This is a genomic window from Pedobacter sp. AC464, assembly GCF_979253075.1.
Window position 1 is genome coordinate 1,870,882 of the sequence record NZ_CEEDBV010000002.1, and the last position, 18,061, is coordinate 1,888,942.

At 39.1% G+C, this 18,061-nt stretch carries 20 protein-coding genes; 12 read left to right on the forward strand and 8 right to left on the reverse strand.

The window, feature by feature from the left end:
- Positions 1-52: 52 nt before the first annotated feature.
- On the forward strand, positions 53-271 hold the full coding sequence (locus AC0IWT_RS19135; protein ID WP_056871955.1) for a hypothetical protein: 219 nt from the start codon (positions 53-55) through the stop codon (positions 269-271).
- A gap of 255 nt (positions 272-526) precedes the next feature.
- A complete protein-coding gene (locus AC0IWT_RS19140) occupies positions 527-1,420 on the forward strand; it encodes a DUF4349 domain-containing protein (protein WP_471798382.1) in 894 nt (297 codons plus the stop codon).
- Between the two features lie 58 nt (positions 1,421-1,478).
- Here AC0IWT_RS19140 and ruvC read toward each other — a convergent pair whose 3' ends face one another.
- Positions 1,479-2,066: a crossover junction endodeoxyribonuclease RuvC gene (gene ruvC / locus AC0IWT_RS19145; RefSeq protein ID WP_471798383.1), complete on the reverse strand. Its 588-nt coding sequence runs from the start codon at positions 2,064-2,066 to the stop codon at positions 1,479-1,481.
- A 43-nt stretch (positions 2,067-2,109) separates the two neighbouring features.
- Between ruvC and AC0IWT_RS19150 the strand changes: the two genes are divergently transcribed.
- Genes AC0IWT_RS19150 through AC0IWT_RS19160 form a run of 3 tightly spaced genes read left to right on the forward strand, consistent with a single transcriptional unit; the run spans position 2,110 to position 5,340 of the window.
- Positions 2,110-3,087, forward strand: coding sequence for a hypothetical protein (locus AC0IWT_RS19150; RefSeq protein ID WP_471798384.1), 978 nt, complete (start codon positions 2,110-2,112; stop codon positions 3,085-3,087).
- Positions 3,065-4,201, forward strand: coding sequence for a glycosyltransferase family 2 protein (locus AC0IWT_RS19155; protein WP_471798385.1), 1,137 nt, complete (start codon positions 3,065-3,067; stop codon positions 4,199-4,201). The genes AC0IWT_RS19150 and AC0IWT_RS19155 overlap by 23 nt, the downstream gene beginning before the upstream one ends.
- Positions 4,201-5,340, forward strand: a complete 1,140-nt coding sequence (locus tag AC0IWT_RS19160; protein ID WP_471798386.1) for an ABC transporter permease — start codon at positions 4,201-4,203, stop codon at positions 5,338-5,340. The genes AC0IWT_RS19155 and AC0IWT_RS19160 overlap by 1 nt, the downstream gene beginning before the upstream one ends.
- On the opposite strand, the gene AC0IWT_RS19165 is transcribed toward AC0IWT_RS19160, so the two are convergent.
- Both AC0IWT_RS19165 and AC0IWT_RS19170 read right to left on the reverse strand, forming a co-directional pair.
- Complete coding sequence (locus tag AC0IWT_RS19165; protein ID WP_056871952.1) at positions 5,341-5,919, reverse strand: methyltransferase family protein; 579 nt, start codon at positions 5,917-5,919, stop codon at positions 5,341-5,343.
- A gap of 3 nt (positions 5,920-5,922) precedes the next feature.
- Positions 5,923-6,270 carry a TfoX/Sxy family protein gene (locus tag AC0IWT_RS19170; RefSeq protein WP_056871951.1) on the reverse strand — a complete coding sequence of 116 codons (348 nt, stop codon included), beginning with the start codon at positions 6,268-6,270 and terminating at the stop codon, positions 5,923-5,925.
- A gap of 78 nt (positions 6,271-6,348) precedes the next feature.
- Here AC0IWT_RS19170 and AC0IWT_RS19175 point away from each other — a divergent pair, with 78 nt between their 5' ends.
- From AC0IWT_RS19175 to AC0IWT_RS19190, 4 genes are all read left to right on the forward strand, one after another.
- Positions 6,349-6,957 carry a ribonuclease HII gene (locus tag AC0IWT_RS19175; RefSeq protein WP_056871950.1) on the forward strand — a complete coding sequence of 203 codons (609 nt, stop codon included), beginning with the start codon at positions 6,349-6,351 and terminating at the stop codon, positions 6,955-6,957.
- 21 nt (positions 6,958-6,978) lie between these two features.
- Positions 6,979-8,181, forward strand: a complete 1,203-nt coding sequence (locus AC0IWT_RS19180) for a glycosyltransferase (RefSeq protein ID WP_471798387.1) — start codon at positions 6,979-6,981, stop codon at positions 8,179-8,181.
- Positions 8,182-8,292: 111 nt separating this feature from the next.
- Positions 8,293-9,372 carry a glycine cleavage system aminomethyltransferase GcvT gene (gene gcvT / locus AC0IWT_RS19185; protein ID WP_471798388.1) on the forward strand — a complete coding sequence of 360 codons (1,080 nt, stop codon included), beginning with the start codon at positions 8,293-8,295 and terminating at the stop codon, positions 9,370-9,372.
- 81 nt (positions 9,373-9,453) lie between these two features.
- Entirely contained in the window at positions 9,454-10,167 is a 714-nt protein-coding gene (locus tag AC0IWT_RS19190; RefSeq protein WP_471798389.1) for a 2-phosphosulfolactate phosphatase, read from the forward strand.
- Between the two features lie 29 nt (positions 10,168-10,196).
- Here AC0IWT_RS19190 and AC0IWT_RS19195 read toward each other — a convergent pair whose 3' ends face one another.
- Both AC0IWT_RS19195 and gldB read right to left on the reverse strand, forming a co-directional pair.
- Positions 10,197-10,967: a patatin-like phospholipase family protein gene (locus AC0IWT_RS19195; RefSeq protein ID WP_056871946.1), complete on the reverse strand. Its 771-nt coding sequence runs from the start codon at positions 10,965-10,967 to the stop codon at positions 10,197-10,199.
- An 87-nt stretch (positions 10,968-11,054) separates the two neighbouring features.
- Positions 11,055-12,089, reverse strand: a complete 1,035-nt coding sequence (gene gldB, locus AC0IWT_RS19200) for a gliding motility lipoprotein GldB (RefSeq protein WP_471798390.1) — start codon at positions 12,087-12,089, stop codon at positions 11,055-11,057.
- Positions 12,090-12,116: 27 nt separating this feature from the next.
- Between gldB and AC0IWT_RS19205 the strand changes: the two genes are divergently transcribed.
- The 3 genes from AC0IWT_RS19205 (at position 12,117) to AC0IWT_RS19215 (ending at position 15,226) form a co-directional block, all read left to right on the forward strand.
- A complete protein-coding gene (locus AC0IWT_RS19205) occupies positions 12,117-12,791 on the forward strand; it encodes a porin family protein (RefSeq protein WP_471798391.1) in 675 nt (224 codons plus the stop codon).
- A 38-nt stretch (positions 12,792-12,829) separates the two neighbouring features.
- The gene (locus AC0IWT_RS19210) at positions 12,830-14,470 is read left to right on the forward strand and encodes an NAD+ synthase (RefSeq protein WP_471798392.1); all 1,641 of its coding nucleotides are present in this window, start codon (positions 12,830-12,832) and stop codon (positions 14,468-14,470) included.
- Positions 14,471-14,548: 78 nt separating this feature from the next.
- Positions 14,549-15,226: a response regulator transcription factor gene (locus AC0IWT_RS19215; RefSeq protein ID WP_471798393.1), complete on the forward strand. Its 678-nt coding sequence runs from the start codon at positions 14,549-14,551 to the stop codon at positions 15,224-15,226.
- Between the two features lie 58 nt (positions 15,227-15,284).
- Here the strand turns inward: AC0IWT_RS19215 and AC0IWT_RS19220 are convergent, their stop codons facing one another.
- The 3 genes from AC0IWT_RS19220 to lnt all read right to left on the reverse strand — a co-directional run bounded on the left by AC0IWT_RS19220 (position 15,285) and on the right by lnt (position 17,982).
- On the reverse strand, positions 15,285-15,701 hold the full coding sequence (locus AC0IWT_RS19220; protein ID WP_056871941.1) for an OsmC family protein: 417 nt from the start codon (positions 15,699-15,701) through the stop codon (positions 15,285-15,287).
- Between the two features lie 102 nt (positions 15,702-15,803).
- Positions 15,804-16,325: a signal peptidase II gene (lspA, locus tag AC0IWT_RS19225; protein ID WP_056871940.1), complete on the reverse strand. Its 522-nt coding sequence runs from the start codon at positions 16,323-16,325 to the stop codon at positions 15,804-15,806.
- Between the two features lie 40 nt (positions 16,326-16,365).
- Positions 16,366-17,982 (reverse strand): apolipoprotein N-acyltransferase, encoded by a 1,617-nt coding sequence (gene lnt, locus AC0IWT_RS19230; RefSeq protein ID WP_471798394.1) that lies wholly within the window; start codon positions 17,980-17,982, stop codon positions 16,366-16,368.
- Positions 17,983-18,061 lie beyond the last annotated feature (79 nt).

Genomic DNA, 18,061 nt, shown 5'->3' on the forward strand with positions numbered 1-18,061 from the left:
TATAATAATTCAGCAATAAGTATTACTTTTGCTGCATCATAAAAATAACATTATGGAGAACAGCGAATTAAAGCACAATACAGAAAGTATGAAAACGGCTAACCAGCCAGGAATTTATAAAATGATGATTTTTGGGGTACTGGTTTGTATGGTTGGTACTTACGCACGTTTCGCGTTCGATTCCTGGATACTATCTCTTGTATCATGGATTATCCTTTTCATCGGAGCAATCATAAGCATTAAAGGCGTATTCAAGATTTTAGACGCATAAAATATTTTCTTTCGGAATATAAGAGCCAATTATGTGAGCAACATAATTGGCTTTTTTGTTTTCCGTGCGATCGTTTTTATGGAAACCAACGTTAAAACAAATCTAAATACAAACGCAGAACATTGTTGGGTTACCTAAAGCTGTTTTCTGTATAAAGGGAAAATAAGACGTGGTAAACAAACCGTAACCGTCTAACTTCTAATGGCCATTTGAAGCAATATTTTAAAATGATGAATTTTTTAGAACCACAAAATCATGAAAAGGAATATTATTGCTATCGCCATAATTGCAGGCCTGTTTGGCTGCCAGAATGCTAAAACAAATAACGAAAGTGACAATGCTGCCGAAGCTCAGGAGATTGCACTATCGCCTGCTGCAGACACCGCTGCAACAACAAAGATTGTAAAAACAGCCGATATGCGCTTCCGCGTAAAAGATGTTCAAAACACGAAAGAGCAGCTTAGTACAACGATAAAAGCGCAGGGGGGAAGCGTTACCGAATTTTCTATCCAGAGTTCTGTTCTTGAAACAGACAAAATTAAGCAATCTGCTGATTCCCTTAAGGAAATTACATCGTACCGTACAGACGGATATCTGGTGGCAAAAGTGCCTTCAGAAAACCTCGATGATTTTACCAACACCATCGCAAAGATGGCGGTGTTTGTAGATAATCAATCAATGAAAATGGACGACCAAAGTCTTGCTTACCTTGCCAACAAAATGAAGGCGCAAAATAGGGTTGCAGCCTCTGCACAAATTGGTGATATTTCAAGAAAAAAGGCTTCAAATATCCAGACGTCATTAACTTTGAAAGATGATTATGTAGACCGAAAGCTTGATAATATGAGTATTGATTCGAGGGTGAAATACAGTACGATTACACTTAGTTTTTACCAGGACAACACAATAAAATCGATGGTAGTCGCGAACGACAGGTTAAAAGATTACCGTCCCGCTTTTGCCAACAGGTTTTGGCTGAGCATTGTAAATGGCTGGACAATTTTTGTGGAAATAATTCTCGCCCTTGCCAACCTCTGGATGGTCATTCTTGTGGGCGCCACAGCATTCTTTACCATAAGGTATTTTTTAAGGAAGAATAAATTGGCGATGGAACTGGCCACAAGAAAATTAGTGGATCATCATCAGTAGTCTCAAAGCCGAATTAAAGATTTGCACTTAATTGCCGCTGGTAGTTCGCCGGCGGCAATTATTTCTTAGCCTTTACAGCCAATCCCTTTACTTTAGTTTTGTTATCGCTCACAAAAGATTCCCAGCCCGAATAGGTTTTTGATTTTCCACCGGATGTTATTTTCTGGAAAGAGTGGCAAACAGCTACCGCTAACCCATCGGTTGCATCTAAAAACTCAGGCGTTTCCTTAAAGTTTAATAATCGCTGTAACATGGCAGCTACTTGTTCCTTAGTGGCATTTCCGTTGCCCGTAATAGATTGTTTAATCTTACGCGGCGAATATTCTGTAACAGAAATGCTTCGCGAAAGCGCAGCGGCAATTGCAATACCCTGGGCCCGGCCCAATTTCAAAAGCACCTGAATGTTCTTTCCGTAAAAAGGTGCCTCAATGGCTAAAACATCTGGTTTATATTGGTCTATGAGCACAACTGTTTTCTGGAAAATGCGCTGAAGCTTTAAAAAAGGATCATCAAGATGTGTCATTTTTACAACTCCTAAACTGATGAGTTCTGTTTTATTTCCCTTCTCTAAAATTACGCCATAGCCCATCACCGCAGTACCGGGGTCTATACCCATAATTATCCGTTCCTTTTTTTCGTTCAACATTACAGCAATATTAAGCATATTTGCAAACTAAAAAAGATAAAACTTGACGGCTGGTAACAAAAAAATATTTTCGTTAATAATCAAAGCAGTAATTGTTGTATTCGCTTTTTGGTTTGTTTACCATAAAATTGTTGCCAATAAAAATCTACAAAATTTCGAATCACTTTTAACTGGTTTGCCAACAGCAGAAATTGTAAGCGTTATTGGTTTCGTCTTTTTGCTCATGTTTGTAAACTGGTTTCTGGAAGCTGCAAAGTGGAAGCATTTGATGAGTCATATAGAAAGGATAAGCTTTTATCGTGCGGTGGAGTCTGTTTTTTGTGGTTTAACGCTGGCAATTTTTACGCCAAACCGTCTTGGTGAATATGGCGGACGGGTTTTTTTTCTATCGCCTAAAAGAAGAATTGTAGGCGTAGTTGCTATGGCCGTTGGTAACATTGGCCAGCTGGTTTTAACCAATATTTTTGGTGCCATTGCTTTGAGTGCATTTATTTATCGCTTCATCGAATTAGATTATCGTCTTTTTTTTGCCATCCAGATTCTCGTTGTCGTTTTTTGCCTGTTTTTTATCGTTTTCTATTTTAACATCCAATGGCTCAATGGCATCTTACTATCATTCAAATTTACCCGTAAATACAAGAAGTTCTACAGCATTTTGGGCCGGTACAGAAAGGCCGAATTATTCAGAATTTTATTGTTTTGCCTTGCCCGTTACGTTGTTTTCAGTTCACAATATTTTATACTTTTCATTTGGTTAATACCTGGCTTGCATTATGCGGATATCATTATGATGATTAGCATTTTGTTCTTCGTACAGTCGACATTGCCTTCGCTTGATTTGTTCGATGTTGGTATAAGAAGCGTTACTTCCTCATACTTTTTCAGCTACATAACCCAGCACGATGTTGCTGTTATCGCATGCACAGCAAGTATTTGGCTTATAAATATTATTATTCCTGCTATATTAGGCACATATTTCGTTTTTAAACTCAACTTTTTTGGAAATTCTAAAACTAACTAGCCTTTTATCTGCCGCGTTGACCATCGTTTACGGTTTTTTAGTATTCACTTTTATTAAAGGCTGGTCTAAACTGCCTTATTTTATCTCTAACAATAAAGCTCCGAAAACAAAAGTCTCCATTATTGTTGCTGCCCGGGATGAGGAACTGAACATTGCCAAAACCATCGATGATTTAATCGCTCAAAAATACCCACGGGCCTTAACGGAAATCATCATCATTGATGACCATTCGACCGATAGAACTGCGGAGATAGTTTTAAGTTACCAGGAAACTAACGTTAGGCTTATAAAGTTAAATGAAGACAGAGCGCTAAATTCTTATAAAAAAAAGGCCATACAAACTGCTATCGGAACCTGTACAGGCGATCTGATAATTACCACCGACGCAGATTGCCGGATGGGTGAAAACTGGCTTACTACTGTTGTTGCCTTATACGAAGAGAAGGATTTCAAAATGATCTCATCACCCGTGGCCTACTTTCAGGAGCGAACATTATTTGAACGATTGCAGTCGTTAGAATTTTTATACCTGATTGGTTTGGGCGCTTCAACGATTGGAAATAAATCGCCGTCTACCTGTAACGGTGCTAACCTTGCGTATGAAAAAAATATTTTTTATGAAGTTGGCGGTTTCCAGGGGATAGACGATCTCGCTTCCGGAGATGATGAATTACTGCTGCATAAAATCGCCGCAAAATACCCCGATAAAATAGGGTTTTTGAAAAACAGAGATGCAATCGTTTACACGCACGCAAAAGAAAACTTAAGTTCTTTCATCCAGCAACGTAAACGCTGGGCATCAAAAAGCACGCGTTACAAAAACAAAGCAATTATTGTTCTCGGCGTTTTTGTGTGGGTTTTTAACATAAGTATTCTGGCAAATTTTGTAACAGGATTATTTTTTGAAGGCTATTTGGCGATTACATTTTATCAGTTGTTAGTTAAAATGATTTTAGAAAGCTTATTTTTATGGAACGTTACGGGCTTTGCAAAGAGACGAAGCCTTTTAGTTTTAATCCCTGTTTTAAATGTTTTGCATATTCTTTACATCATATACATCGGCATTGCCGGCAACAGCGGAAAATACAATTGGAAAGGGAGAATGGTTAGGTAATGGATAATAGTCCGTCGAAAAAAGTATGGTTGAAATTTAGGCGCAACAAGCTTGCACTAAGTGGTCTTATTTTTATTCTTTTGTTGATGTTGATGGGGGTTTTAGGCTACCTGATTATGCCAGACGATTCTCCAAATGCCAACAATCAAAAGGTACAGATTGCGAAAGAGAAACCCGGCGCCAAATTTACTTTTATGATTATTGAACGCTATGATCATATCGGGAGCGCAGGCATCTTCGAACGGATGCTTAACGGACAGAAACCCAATTTCAAAAGTATCCCGATAACATCATACAGAATTGTGGGAAATAGTGTTTTTGCAACGGAATTTATTGGCGAAGAAAAGGCAACAGAAACCAGGTACGACTTAAAAGAGTTGTGCAGGCCTTGCACAATATCATCTAATACGCAAACACGCGAAGCCCTTTTTAAAAAGAACAATATCTATCAAAAAACTTTCCTTCTCGGAACGGATATCTACGGCCGTGATTTATTAAGCAGACTTATTTTAGGCATTAGAGTATCGCTTTCGGTAGGTTTAATTGCGGTACTAATTTCATTATTTATCGGCGTAAGTTTGGGGGCTATTGCGGGCTATTTCGGCGGTAGGGTTGATGCTGCGATTAGCTGGTTTATGAACGTGGTTTGGTCGCTGCCCTCTTTATTACTTGTTATTGCCATTTCATTTGCTTTAGGAAAAGGTTTCTGGCAAATATTCATTGCTGTCGGATTATCCACTTGGGTAGATGTAGCCCGGTTGGTGCGTGGACAGGTTATGGCCTTAAAAGAGGTAGAATTTGTCGAAGCCGCGAGAGCTTTGGGATACAGCACCTCGAGAACGATAATTAAACATATTTTACCAAATATCGCCGGACCAATTTTGGTTGTAGCGTCAGCGAATTTTGCTTCAGCAATTTTGCTGGAAACAGGCTTAAGTTTTTTAGGTTTCGGAGCGCAACCACCTATGCCAAGCTGGGGTAGCATGATAAAGGAACATTTCGGGTACATCATTATGGATGCTGCATACCTGGCTGTTTTGCCCGGATTGGCAATTATGTTAACTGTTTATGCATTTAATGTTTTGGCTATCGGTTTAAGGGATGCTTTCGATGTAAAGGGGCAGAATGTTACGGTTTAGCTAATAGATAAACGGAATTAAACGCTTCGTCCGCTCCATATATTTTAAATAATCGTCTCCAAACTCGCCCTGCAAAGCATTTTCTTCAACAGAAATTCTGTAAATAAAGGCTGTAAAAATCGGCACACAAATTATTATTAAACTTAACCAGTTCGAAAAGGTAATTGCAAGTCCTAAAAATGCAAGCAAAACACCGGTATAAGATGGATGACGGACAATTGAATACAGTCCATCTTGTTTTAAGTCTTGATTTCTTGCTATCTGCACATCAACTGTAAATGCCTTTCCTAATTGTTGTATCGCAATAAAACGCAAAATAAACCCTGTAATTGCCACGAGCATCCCAGTGTAACGGAGGTATGGTTGTAAGTTAAAAATTTCGAAACTCGTAAACTGCGATGAAAAACCACCTAGAAACATACTTACACAAATGGTTACCCATAAAATAGTCAGGCTGTTTTTGTCTGCTCCATTACTTTTCCTTTCGGCTTTATTTCGCAGTTTGTAATTTCGATGGATTTCTGTTAGCAGAAACAGCAAGCCAAAAATAATTTGGAAATATCTTGTTACTATTTGCATCTTCTATTTTTTAATTTTCTTTTTAGCGGCTTTAGCGAAAGGATTAAATGCCAAAGCGAGGTTTAGCCAGTAATCTAACTCTTTATTTTGGTTAACAACGTCTTCCGAAACCAAAATATAGCCATTCATTTGCTTAGTACCCATTTTCATTTGTTCCCAACCATCTTTATCATTCAATAGATTAAGGCATTCGGGGTCAACCCTCAGCATAATCTTATCTTTCATAACGCCGATACACATTTTGCCAGCAACCATAAAAACCAATCCGCTGAACATGATTTTTTCTTCAACATCTGGTAGATCTATTAGTTTTTCGGCAATTCGATTGGCCAGTTGGCTGTTAAAAGGCATGGTTAATTGTTTAAAACTAATTTACTTAATCCGCATCCGTTTACCAAAATTTAGCCGTTTATAATTAAATTTGCATCGATGTTGTTAAACTGTTATCAGGAAGATTTTTTAGAAGCTGGCTGTGATGAAGCTGGACGAGGCTGCCTGGCCGGCCCTGTTTTTGCCGCTGCGGTAATTTTGCCAAAAGGTTTTTTTCTAGAGGGCTTAAATGATTCCAAGCAGTTATCGCATGAGCAAAGAGATTTACTGCGGCCGGTAATTGAAAGGGAAGCATTGGCCTGGGCGGTTGCGTCATGTGATCACGAAGAAATAGATGAAATAAACATCCTCAATGCGTCATTCCTTGCCATGCATAGGGCAATTGAGAAACTTCACACCCAACCTCAATATCTTGTTATTGATGGCAATCGTTTCAAAGCTTATCCTCAAATTCCACACAGTTGCATTATTAAGGGTGATGGGAAATACTTAAATATTGCTGCGGCTTCGATATTAGCGAAAACACATCGCGATGAGTACATGGCAAACCTTCACAACGATTATCCACATTATAACTGGCAGCAAAATAAAGGTTACCCAACTATTGCACACCGCAAAGCGGTAATAGAAATTGGCTTGTCGCCCTTTCACAGAAAAACTTTTAATGTTACCGATCCGCAGCTCGAATTGTTTTCGAAAGCAGTCTAAATTTTGTATTTTCACAACATTGTGAAAATTCTGTTAATTACTAAGCGGATTCCCTTCCCGCCAAATAGTGGTTACCCGATTGTGGTTTACAACACCATGAAAGGCTTGCTGCAACTTGGCGCAGACATCACTTTGTTCAGTTTAAACCCTGTAAATGCCCGCCTTGATTTGGAGGAAATCTCTGATCCGGTGTTTGAAAAAGTGAAAACCTTTACTGAAGATATTGATACTGAAGTTAACATGTGGTCTGCATTTTTCAATATTTTCACCAACGAATCTTACAATGTTTCCAGATACTATACAGAAGATGCGGCGAGGCAGTTGGAAAATATTTTGCGTGAGCGCACTTTTGATATTATTCAGTTTGAAGGGCTTTTTGTTGTGCCATATATAGATGTGGTTAAGGCAAACAGTAATGCGAAGTTAATTTACAGGGCCCATAACATCGAATTTACCATGTGGGAAAGACGCTCTTACTCGGAACGTTTCCTTATCAGAAGAAAATATTTAGCTTTTTTGGCCCAACGCTTAAAGGCTTATGAAACTGAACAAATCAATCGCTTTCATCATATTTTTGCAATCAGCGAGCCAGACAGGCAGAGCATAATAAAGTTCGGCTGTGAAATTCCGATGAGCGTTTTTCCGGTGGCGATTGACATATCGAAATACAAGGTTGATAAAAGTAAAACCAGCTTTCCAACCTTATTTCATTTGGGCGCTATGGATTGGCGGCCAAACCAGGAAGGATTGGAGTGGTTTCTTGACGATATATGGCCGGATATTGAGAAGCTAAACAAGGACCTACGTTTTTACATCGCCGGTAAAAACATGCAAAAACATTTTTTTGAATACGATTCTGATAATTTAATTGTTGAAGGAGAGGTTTTTGATGCTGTTGAATTCATGAATTCTAAGGCGATTATGATTGTTCCCTTGATTTCAGGAACTGGTATGCGGGTGAAAATTATTGAGGGCATGGCCATGCAAAAATGTATCATCGCAACAACTACAGCCGCAGAAGGCATCAATTGCAGGCATGGTTACGATATTTTAATTGCAGATTCTGCTGATGAATTTTACCGTTCCATCCTTCAATGTATAATTAACCCGAAACGCTGGATGGAAATTGGCGAAAATGCCAGGAAAACCGTCGAAAATGATCACGGTGTTAATTTAATATCCTCGAAGATGTTAAATATTTATAATGAATTGGTAAAAGTATAGTCTTACAAATCGGGCTTAAAATACAATAAACCAAATTATCTGGCCAAAATTTCGCAGTTCTTACATATTCAGCCTTTTTCTTAGTAGTTTTGCCCGCAAGAATTAGATTGTATGAAAAACACCGCATTAACAGAAAAACACATCGCTTTAGGCGCCAAAATGGTTCCATTTGCAGGCTACAATATGCCCGTAACTTACGAAGGTATAAATGCAGAACACGCAACTGTTCGCAATGGAGTTGGTGTTTTTGACGTTAGTCATATGGGTGAATTTATTTTAAAGGGCGAAAATGCGCTTGATCTAATTCAACGCGTTACCAGCAACGATGCCTCGAAGCTTTATGATGGAAAGGTTCAGTATTCTTGCCTTCCAAATAAAGATGGTGGCATTGTGGATGACCTCTTAGTTTATCGCATCGATGAAAAAAGCTACATGCTGGTTGTAAATGCATCGAACATTGATAAAGATTGGAACTGGATTACACAATTTAATGATAAAGGCGTTGAGATGCACAACATCTCTGACAGAACTTCTTTACTGGCTATTCAGGGCCCAAAAGCGGCCGATGCGTTGCAAACCTTAACTGATGTTGATTTAGCTTCGATGGAATATTACACCTTCGTTAAAGGTACCTTTGCCGGAGTTAATAATGTGGTAATTTCTGCGACTGGTTATACCGGCGCCGGTGGCTTTGAAATTTACTTCGACAATGAACATGCTGATAAAATCTGGGATGCGATTTTTGAAGCCGGAAAACCTTTCAACATAAAACCGATTGGTTTGGGTGCCCGCGATACTTTACGTTTAGAAATGGGTTTCTGCTTATATGGAAATGATATCGATGATAGCACTTCGCCAATTGAAGCCGGATTGGGATGGATTACAAAGTTTTCGAAGCCATTTACAAACTCAGAAAACCTATTGGCGCAAAAGGAAGCTGGTATTCAAAAAAAACTTGTTGGTTTTGAAATGATTGACAGAGGTATTCCCCGCCACGATTACGAAATTGCCGATGCGGAAGGAAGCATTATCGGCAAAGTTACATCGGGTACGCAGGCACCATCCTTGCAGAAAGCGATAGGAATGGGCTATGTTGCAAAAGAATTTTCTAAAGAAGGCACGGAAATTTTCATCAACATCCGCAATACGCCAATTAAAGCTAAAGTAGTTAAATTTCCTTTTTACAAATAATAATGTTAATGCTCAGGCTTTTAGGTTATTAGTATAACCAACGCTTTTTGCTTTTGAGTTTTAACCGTTAACCGTTTCCTCGTGTCAAAAAAAATAGAAGTTTGTTTAACCCCGGCGCTGATTGATTTATACGATATTGAAGAAAGTATTGTTGTTGTAATAGATATTTTAAGGGCAACTTCATCAATAACGTATGGTATAGATAATGGCGCAGAAGCGATAATACCTGTTGCTAATGTAGAAGATTGCCTTAATTATACAGATAAAGGTTACTTACTTGCCGCAGAAAGGAATGGTGAAGTTGTTGCCGGATATGATTTTGGTAACTCCCCTTTCTCTTATACCAAAGAAAAGGTAAACGGAAAAACTGTTGTGTTAACCACCACCAATGGTACCAAGGCTTTACATTTAGCCAATAAAAGAGCATTCCAGGTTGTAATCGGTTCTTTTTTAAATCTTGATTCGCTTTGCGATTACCTTTCCCTGCAGAACAAAAATGTTTTGCTTTTGTGTGCCGGCTGGAAAGATCAGTTTAATCTGGAAGATACCTTATTTGCCGGAGCTGTTGTAAACAAACTGCGTAAAAGCTTCGAACATTTCGATGATTCCAGCGTGGCTGCTGAGGATTTGTATGCCATTGCAAAAAGCGATTTGCGACAGTATTTGCATAAATCTTCACACAGTCATCGTTTGGCACAGCTAAACATTGAAGAAGACGTAGTTTTCTGCCTTCAGTTAAATGTCTGTACGGCAATTCCGGTTTTAGAGGGTGAACGATTGGTTGCGCTTAAATAATGGCTTTATCTCTAGCCTGATAAAAATCCTTACCTGGTTATCAACTCAGAAATCGTAGGGTTATTTCTTATGGTGAGGAGCGCTTCCTCGTGTGCCAGCCAGTAAATATCTTCGGCCCGTTTCATATCAAAGGTACTTATGGCGCCTAAGCCTTTCGGCTCAATCATTACGTCGCAAAATTTTGCTTTCCGTTCCATATCATGATTGATCGACATAATCCCGGCACGACCCATCAGGTTGGTAATTCCTGTTATTTTATCAACAGGTTTTAAGTGGTTGCAAGATGAACCAATTATAAAATCGCATTCTTTCATCAAAGGCTCTACCGGGAAATTATTCAGAATTCCGCCATCAACATACATTTGGCCATCAATCATTATAGGTTTAAAAATTCCAGGTATGCAACTCGACGCGTGAATAGCACGAATTAACGGTCCTTTTGTAAAATAAACCAATCTGCCTTCGCTAAAATTAACCGCCGCAATGGTGAGGGGAATCTTTAATTTCTCAATCGTATTTTCTGGAAAGTACTCCTTTAAAATCACGGAAGTGTTTTCGATATTAATTAACCCCAGCGAACCAACTGCAGGGCGGACAAAACGCCAAAGTTTTGTTTTCAAAAAGATGCTTAAACCCTCTTCGGGGTCTATACCTGCCGCAAAAAAAGCGCCTGCTATTGCACCTGCGCTCGTACCACTGATGTGACTAAACGTAATGCCTAAATTGCTGAATGCCTTTAAAACACCCAGGTGTGCAATTCCTCTTATTCCTCCTCCAGATAATACAATGCCAACTTTCATGTGTAAAGGTTGATTACTTTATTCCAAAATTCTTCAATTAATAGTTCTTTTTACCGATAATTTACAATCGGACGCTGGCAGTGAAAATTACTTTCTTTTAGGCTTGTATTTAGATTCGTTCAAAATTTTTTGTGCGTCATTATCCGCCATGAGGTGCTGCAGTGTTACTTTTGGGTTTTCTTTCATGTATTTTCTCACAATCTGCCAGCCTGTCCAAACGCCAAGCTTCGGTGCAGATTCCCGGTTGTCACCAAGGCCAGGTGTAAATGGACCATCAGAAAGGTAAACCTGTATTTTCTGGTAATCTGTTTCATAAAGATTGTTGTTTTCAAGAAAATAAGCCCAAATATCGGGTTCGAAATTTTGCGCCCAGCCTAATTGATCTGTTGTGTATCCAATTTTCGTAGAATCTGCAACATTTTCGGGCAATACCTGGTCCAGAAAATAAAGAATTTTTCCCTGAAAAATCATTTTAGACAGCAATGTGCGGTCTGCATCAGGCTCTGGAAAAAGTTCCTCATGTGCAAAAGTTTCTGCCACTCTCGGAACAATATTTTCTGGCGTAAAGCGCCTCGACATATACAGTGGAACACTTTCCACAATGCCGCGATAAAATTTGCTATCCTTACCCAAAAAAGTATCTAAACCAATGCCGAGATAGCCATCTCCGATAGGCGTTGGATAGGAAAACCCCGAAACAAACGTAATAAAACGAGGGATGGAAGCCTTCGGATAATAATATTTAATGTATTTAAAAGTTTCTGTTAAACCCCTTTCCTGCACTTTCAGGTTTGGGTAAACACTATCAACTTCCTTCATTAAATCATTGTAAGCCTGGTCTTTATACAAGGTGTTAATGATTTCATCATTTGTGTATTCTGGCGTTCCAACCATTTTGTGAATGTAATCATCATAAAACACGCCATATTTTTTTGCAAGTAATTTGCTGGTTTGCTCAAGGTTTTTACCTTTTCCGGCAAGCAGTTCGGTATCAAATCGTTCTATTTTAATGTCGACCTTAACATCACTTACGTCGGGTCTGCTGCTGCGTTTACAAGAAATAAATATCAATGCAAACAGAAAAATTAGATAGATTTGCTTGTGTTTTACGTTATACTTCATTTATAACAAATATAATAAGACATACCTATGAAAAAAATAACGGCAATTTTAATTTTCTCCTTTTTAACCACGGCGGTTTTTGCGCAAAATTTCGCTGGTCAGGGTTTTGGATTTAGATTGGGTTTAACGGCTACACCAACGGTTGGTTGGATAAAGCCCGAGCAAGGTAAAACTGAAGGCCTTGGCTTAGGATTTTCTTATGGTTTGATGGGTGACTTTAATTTTGCGCCCAACTATAGTTTTTCTACCGCCTTAACCATTACTACAATTAACGGCAAAAGTACCGAGCTAAATATAATGCCTTATCATTCTTTGAGCGGTACAGGAACACCAGTTGCTTACGATTTGAGATATAAATTACAGTACATTGAATTGCCGTTGACCATAAAACTTAAAACCCTCAAAAATGATGGCAGGCGTTGGTATGGGCAGTTTGGATTATCCAACGGATTTAACATTAGCGCAAAACAAAATGCTTCGAGAAATGGTTCTCAAGTAGGTGACAACCAAAATATTTCAGACTGGACAAGGTTCTACCGGGCCGGACTAATCATCGGTGGTGGGGGCGAATTTGACATTTCAGGCAATACGAGTATCCTCGCGGGCATCACGTTTAACAATGGTTTTACCAATATCGTAAAAGACTCTTCGAGGGATACCAAAAATCATTACCTGGCACTCAATTTCGGCTTGTTTTTTTAGTCGGATAATCTGGTACCTTAACTTATACAAATGCAATAATGAAAATAGCGCTGGCACAACTCAACTATCATATTGGTAATTTCGAAGCCAATACAAAGAAGATAATTAACAACATCCAATTGGCTAAAAGCAAAGGTGCCGAACTTGTTGTTTTTGCCGAACTTGCGGTATGTGGCTATCCGCCACGCGATTTTTTAGAGTTTGATGAGTTTATCTCGCTCTGCGAACTTGCAGCCCTGGAGATTGCGAAGAACTGTAAAGGCATCGCCTGTATTATCGGTTTGCCTGTTAAAAACGATATTTTACAAGGCAAGGATTTGTTTAATGCAGCATATTTTATCGAAGATGGCGAGGTTAAGGCGATAACAAAGAAAGCGCTGCTGCCCACCTATGATGTGTTTGATGAATACCGGTATTTCGAACCTTCTACAACATTCAGTTGCATAGATTTCAAAGGGAAAAAAATTGCTTTAACCATTTGCGAAGACCTTTGGAACATCAATGATAATCCATTATATGTTTCAAGCCCGATGGATGTGTTGATTAAGGAACAGCCTGATTTAATGATAAATATTGCAGCGTCGCCTTTTTCTTATACGCATGATGATGAACGGATAAAAGTGCTTTCTGATAATGCAAAAAAGTATAACCTGCCTGTTTTTTATGTAAACCAAATAGGTGCGCAAACGGAAATAATTTTCGATGGTGGCAGCCTTGTTTTTGACGCAGAGGGAGCTTTGAAAGCTGAAATGAAATATTTCGAGGAAGACTTGCAGGTTTTCGACCTGAAAGAGGTAGAGAATGTTAGAAATAAATATCCGCAAGCCGAGCGATTAACCGATATCGAACAAATTCACGATGCTCTAATTCTCGGCATTCGTGATTATTTCCAGAAATCTGGATTTACTAAAGCCGTTCTTGGCTTGTCTGGAGGAATAGATTCTGCCGTTGTTTGTGCCCTTGCCTGCAGCGCTTTAGGTGCAGAAAACGTTATGGCAGTTTTAATGCCATCTAAGTTTTCGTCTGACCACTCCATTCAGGATGCTTTGGATTTAGTGAAAAACATAGGCTGTATGCATGAAATTATTCCCATTAAAGACGCCGCAGAAGCTTTCGACAGGATGCTTGCTCCGGCTTTTAAAGGAATTCCATTTAACCTTACCGAAGAAAACATCCAAGCCAGAATACGCGGTACAGTTGTTATGGCAATGAGCAATAAGTTTGGATACATTTTACTTAACACATCAAACAAAAGCGAGTGTGCAGTTGGTTACGGTACGCTCTACGGGGATATGTGTGGCGCAATTGGCGTAATCGGCGACGTATACAAAACGCAGGTTTTTGAGCTGGCGAAATACATCAATAAAGAACGCGAAATCATTCCGGTCAATACAATTGTAAAGCCGCCATCTGCTGAGCTACGGCCCGACCAGAAAGATTCTGATTCGCTACCGGAATACGACGTTCTGGACAAAATATTATATGAGCATATTGAATTAAAACAAGGCTCTGCCGCTTTAACGGCAAAAGGTTTCGACGAAACTTTAGTGAAAAGAATTTTGAAGATGGTAAATATTGCAGAATTTAAGCGCTATCAAACACCGCCTATTTTAAGGGTTTCGCCAAAAGCTTTCGGCATGGGTAGAAGAATGCCTATTGTTGGGAAGTATATGACATAAATCATTAAACGCGTTCGGATTGTTGCTATCTATTTAACTTTAAGTATTTTAGCAGATATCATTAAACCAAACGCTCTCATGGTAAAAAATGTAACTGCAGCAATGCAAAGTTTGATAGGCAAACATATTAATTCTTTTAGCCAGATTCCTGGTGTTGTAATTATTCACGAAACGATAAACTGGACAGTTGTTTACATGAACCAAAAAGGCCTCAAACAACTCGGACTATCATTGGAAGAGGTTTGTTCGATGACAAATGCTGAATACTACGGCAGGTTCTTTAACGCTGAAGATGCCAAAGACTATGTGCCGAAAATTGCTGCTTTTATGCACAGCAATAACCAGGAAGATACATTAAGCTATTACCAGCAATTAAAGTTTCCGGCTAAAGATAATTGGCAGTGGCATTTATCAAGCACTAAAATATTTGCACGTGATAATGCTGCAAAACCGATTTTGTCAATAACCATCTCAATCCCTGTTGATGCTATGCACCATATGGCTGCTAAAGCCGATCGACTTTTAAAAGAGAATGATTTCTTAAGGAAAAACTTCAATAATTTTTCGAAGTTAAGCAAACGGGAGAAGACTATTCTGAAGGAAATGGCCTTAGGAAAAACTTCCAATGAAATTGCAGATGAACTGCACATTTCGCCAACTACAGTTGATACCCACCGAAGGAATGTGAGGGATAAACTAGGCACAAAATCTTCGTTCGAGATTTCGCAATATGCAAGGGCTTTCGATTTAATTTAGCCGGAAGTGATTAACCCTGAGCCTGGCCTTACTACAACAAGCTCAGGGTTAAATATTTCTATGCTAATGTTGCATCAACAGAAATTGTTGTATCTAACAGTTTGGATATTGGGCAATTTTTCTCTGCATCAGCTACAAGTTCATCAAATTTTTCTTTCGAGATACCCGGAATTGTTGCGGTTAGCGTTAAGTGAGATTCTGTGATTTTTCCCTGAGCCGGATCTAAGTTTATGACACATTTCGTTTCCAGATTTTCTGCTGTGAAACCTGCTTCATCAATTTTAAAAGACAGCGCCATAGTAAAACAACCGGCATGTGCTGCGGCAACTAACTCCTCTGGGTTTGTACCTACGCCTTCGGCGAAGCGAGAGCCAAATGAATATTGTGTATTGTTTAAAGTGGTACTTTGGGTAGTTAAATTGCCTTTACCTTCTTTACCAGAACCTTGCCATACGGCTGTTGCATTTCTTTTCATTAGATTTTTATTTTATGGTTGATTTTTTTGCCTTCTAAACAACTAAAGATAATTATAAGTTTGTTTAAAGAATGCTATTAAATGTTAAGCCATTGTAAGCAATTATTCAGCATCACTTACCTGGGTGTCTTTCTGTTTAATATTCGCTCGTAGAGATTGCATCAGTAAAATTCCAATACCAATCATAATTGATATATCCGCAAAATTGAAAATGCCGGTTTCAAAGAAATAGAAATTCATGTGCATAAAATCAGTTACCGAACCGTGAACAATCCTATCGTAAAGGTTTCCTATGCCGCCACCAATTAACAAACAAAGTGCAATTTGTACGCTGGTTTGTAAATTCCGTTTTGTAAAAAGAAAATACAAGCCATAACTGAGGAACAAAAGTGGTAAGCCCGATAGAATAATCAATCTGAAAAGGTATGGCATTTGATCGCCCAAACTTAAGAAAGCGCCCGTGTTTTCAACTTTTGTAAGGCTAAATCTATCTTTTATTATAGTGATGTATTCGTACTCGCTTATTTTGCGGCGCACTATATTTTTCGAAACCTGGTCGCAACCTACATTTAAGAGTAAAAAGAAGGTTAGTAAAATAAGTTTTGTGGTATGTTTCAATTTCATAACGATTTAACGAATGCCAGATTATAACATCAGCGCATTTCTACTTTTTTACCCATTTTTTATACGGGATAATCAATGCCAGGATAACTGCGGCGGCAGATAATAATTTGGCAATTATATCGCCGCTTTTAACGTAGAAAGTAATCTCATCATTAAGATTTATGTTGGCCTTTATGGCAGTTCTTGTCCACCATTTAGTGCTTTGTGTAACATCTCCCCGTTGATTAATGAAACAGGAAATTCCTGTATTTGCAGATCGGGCAATATCGCGATGCGTTTCTATAGCCCTAAGTTTAGCATACATTTCGTGTTGCGATTTCCCGGAGGTATTTCCCCACCAGCCATCGTTCGTTATAATGGCAATAAACTGGGCTCCATCTTTAACCTGTTGCCCAATCCAATCGCCCCACAAACTTTCGTAACAAACAACAGGTGCTGCTCCGATGCCGCTTTGAGCATACAAAACGCTCGGCTTATCTTGCCAGCCCCAACCACCAACGCTTCCACCTAACTCGGAAAATACGCCATCCATAAACGAAAAAACCTTTGGAAACGGCATTTTTTCTGCACCGGGAACTAATTTGGATTTGTGGTAAAACTGAACGTTCGCAGAATTCTCAACCTGCATGGCCGAATTAAAATTATCGTAATAAAGGCCTAAATCCTGGCTGTACTTCGCAGAAACAGTTCTTTTATCCGGATAAAATTTTACGCTTTCTATGCCCGTAATCAGCGTTCCGTTTTTGTACTTGCTTAAGAAGTCTTGCAGCGTTAAAAAATCGGGGTTAGTGCGAATTCGATCTTCATCAGCATAATTTGGGATTGCCGTTTCCGGCCAGATAAAATATTCAGTATTTGTTTGTCCGATAGAATCGGATAAATGAGTTAGTATTTTAATTTGTTCTGCCGACGGGATGGATTCAAGCTTTTGGTATGGATCTATATTTGGCTGAACCACGACTACATTGCTGGGCGTACCTTTCTGGCTTGCGCTAAAGTATTTTGTGAGCGATATGCCCACGGGAATTAGCACCAATAGGGCCCAGATTCCTGCCAACCTGAACTTTAAATAACCAGTTTGAGATCTTAATTTTTTGTAAGCTTCAAAAGCCAGAATGTTACTTGCCAAAATCCAAAGTGAGCCACCATAAATGCCGGTATAATCATACCACTGAGCCAGTTGATGCATGCCAGCGAGGCCATTTCCGAGCGTCATCCAGGGGAAGGCAAGGTCCCAGCTTTGCTGTAAATATTCTAATGCAATGTAAAATGAAACTAAACCCAAGTAGGCGACTTTCTTGCTGGTATACTTCTCTAATCTATAAAAAAGCCAGAAGGCAAATGTCATTAAAAGGGCACCTAAACCATAGGGGATTAGCGAAACGGGAATGGCTACCAACGTACCGTTGTAAGCACTTATGGCATTATAAACCCAATAAGTCGATGCTGTATTCCAGATTAAAAAGGTTAAGCCGGCGGTTAAAAATATTTTTTTGCCTGTTTTTTTATATCCGCTTTTCCCGATGCTTTCCAGCGCAATAAAAAGCGGCACCAACGCAATCAGCAACAGCGGTGTGGTAAATGGCATTGGTGGCCATGCGAGCCAAAGAAGAAATGCGCTTAAAAAAGCGAGCAGGTAGGTTTGTCTGGAGTTCATTTGTTATGCTGAAATCGGCAAATATTGTAGTATTGATTTAGCAGCGAATTATAAATAATTTTGTCGCTTCGGCTGGCTC

Coding starts and splice junctions, on each gene's coding strand:
- AC0IWT_RS19135 (WP_056871955.1), top strand. CDS start 53: ATGGAGAACAGCGAATTAAAGCACAATACAGAAAGTATGAAAACGGCT.
- AC0IWT_RS19140 (WP_471798382.1), top strand. CDS start 527: ATGAAAAGGAATATTATTGCTATCGCCATAATTGCAGGCCTGTTTGGC.
- ruvC (WP_471798383.1), bottom strand. CDS start 2,066: ATGTTGAACGAAAAAAAGGAACGGATAATTATGGGTATAGACCCCGGT.
- AC0IWT_RS19160 (WP_471798386.1), top strand. CDS start 4,201: ATGGATAATAGTCCGTCGAAAAAAGTATGGTTGAAATTTAGGCGCAAC.
- AC0IWT_RS19165 (WP_056871952.1), bottom strand. CDS start 5,919: ATGCAAATAGTAACAAGATATTTCCAAATTATTTTTGGCTTGCTGTTT.
- AC0IWT_RS19170 (WP_056871951.1), bottom strand. CDS start 6,270: ATGCCTTTTAACAGCCAACTGGCCAATCGAATTGCCGAAAAACTAATA.
- AC0IWT_RS19175 (WP_056871950.1), top strand. CDS start 6,349: ATGTTGTTAAACTGTTATCAGGAAGATTTTTTAGAAGCTGGCTGTGAT.
- gcvT (WP_471798388.1), top strand. CDS start 8,293: ATGAAAAACACCGCATTAACAGAAAAACACATCGCTTTAGGCGCCAAA.
- AC0IWT_RS19195 (WP_056871946.1), bottom strand. CDS start 10,967: ATGAAAGTTGGCATTGTATTATCTGGAGGAGGAATAAGAGGAATTGCA.
- gldB (WP_471798390.1), bottom strand. CDS start 12,089: ATGAAGTATAACGTAAAACACAAGCAAATCTATCTAATTTTTCTGTTT.
- AC0IWT_RS19205 (WP_471798391.1), top strand. CDS start 12,117: ATGAAAAAAATAACGGCAATTTTAATTTTCTCCTTTTTAACCACGGCG.
- AC0IWT_RS19210 (WP_471798392.1), top strand. CDS start 12,830: ATGAAAATAGCGCTGGCACAACTCAACTATCATATTGGTAATTTCGAA.
- AC0IWT_RS19215 (WP_471798393.1), top strand. CDS start 14,549: ATGGTAAAAAATGTAACTGCAGCAATGCAAAGTTTGATAGGCAAACAT.
- AC0IWT_RS19220 (WP_056871941.1), bottom strand. CDS start 15,701: ATGAAAAGAAATGCAACAGCCGTATGGCAAGGTTCTGGTAAAGAAGGT.
- lspA (WP_056871940.1), bottom strand. CDS start 16,325: ATGAAATTGAAACATACCACAAAACTTATTTTACTAACCTTCTTTTTA.
- lnt (WP_471798394.1), bottom strand. CDS start 17,982: ATGAACTCCAGACAAACCTACCTGCTCGCTTTTTTAAGCGCATTTCTT.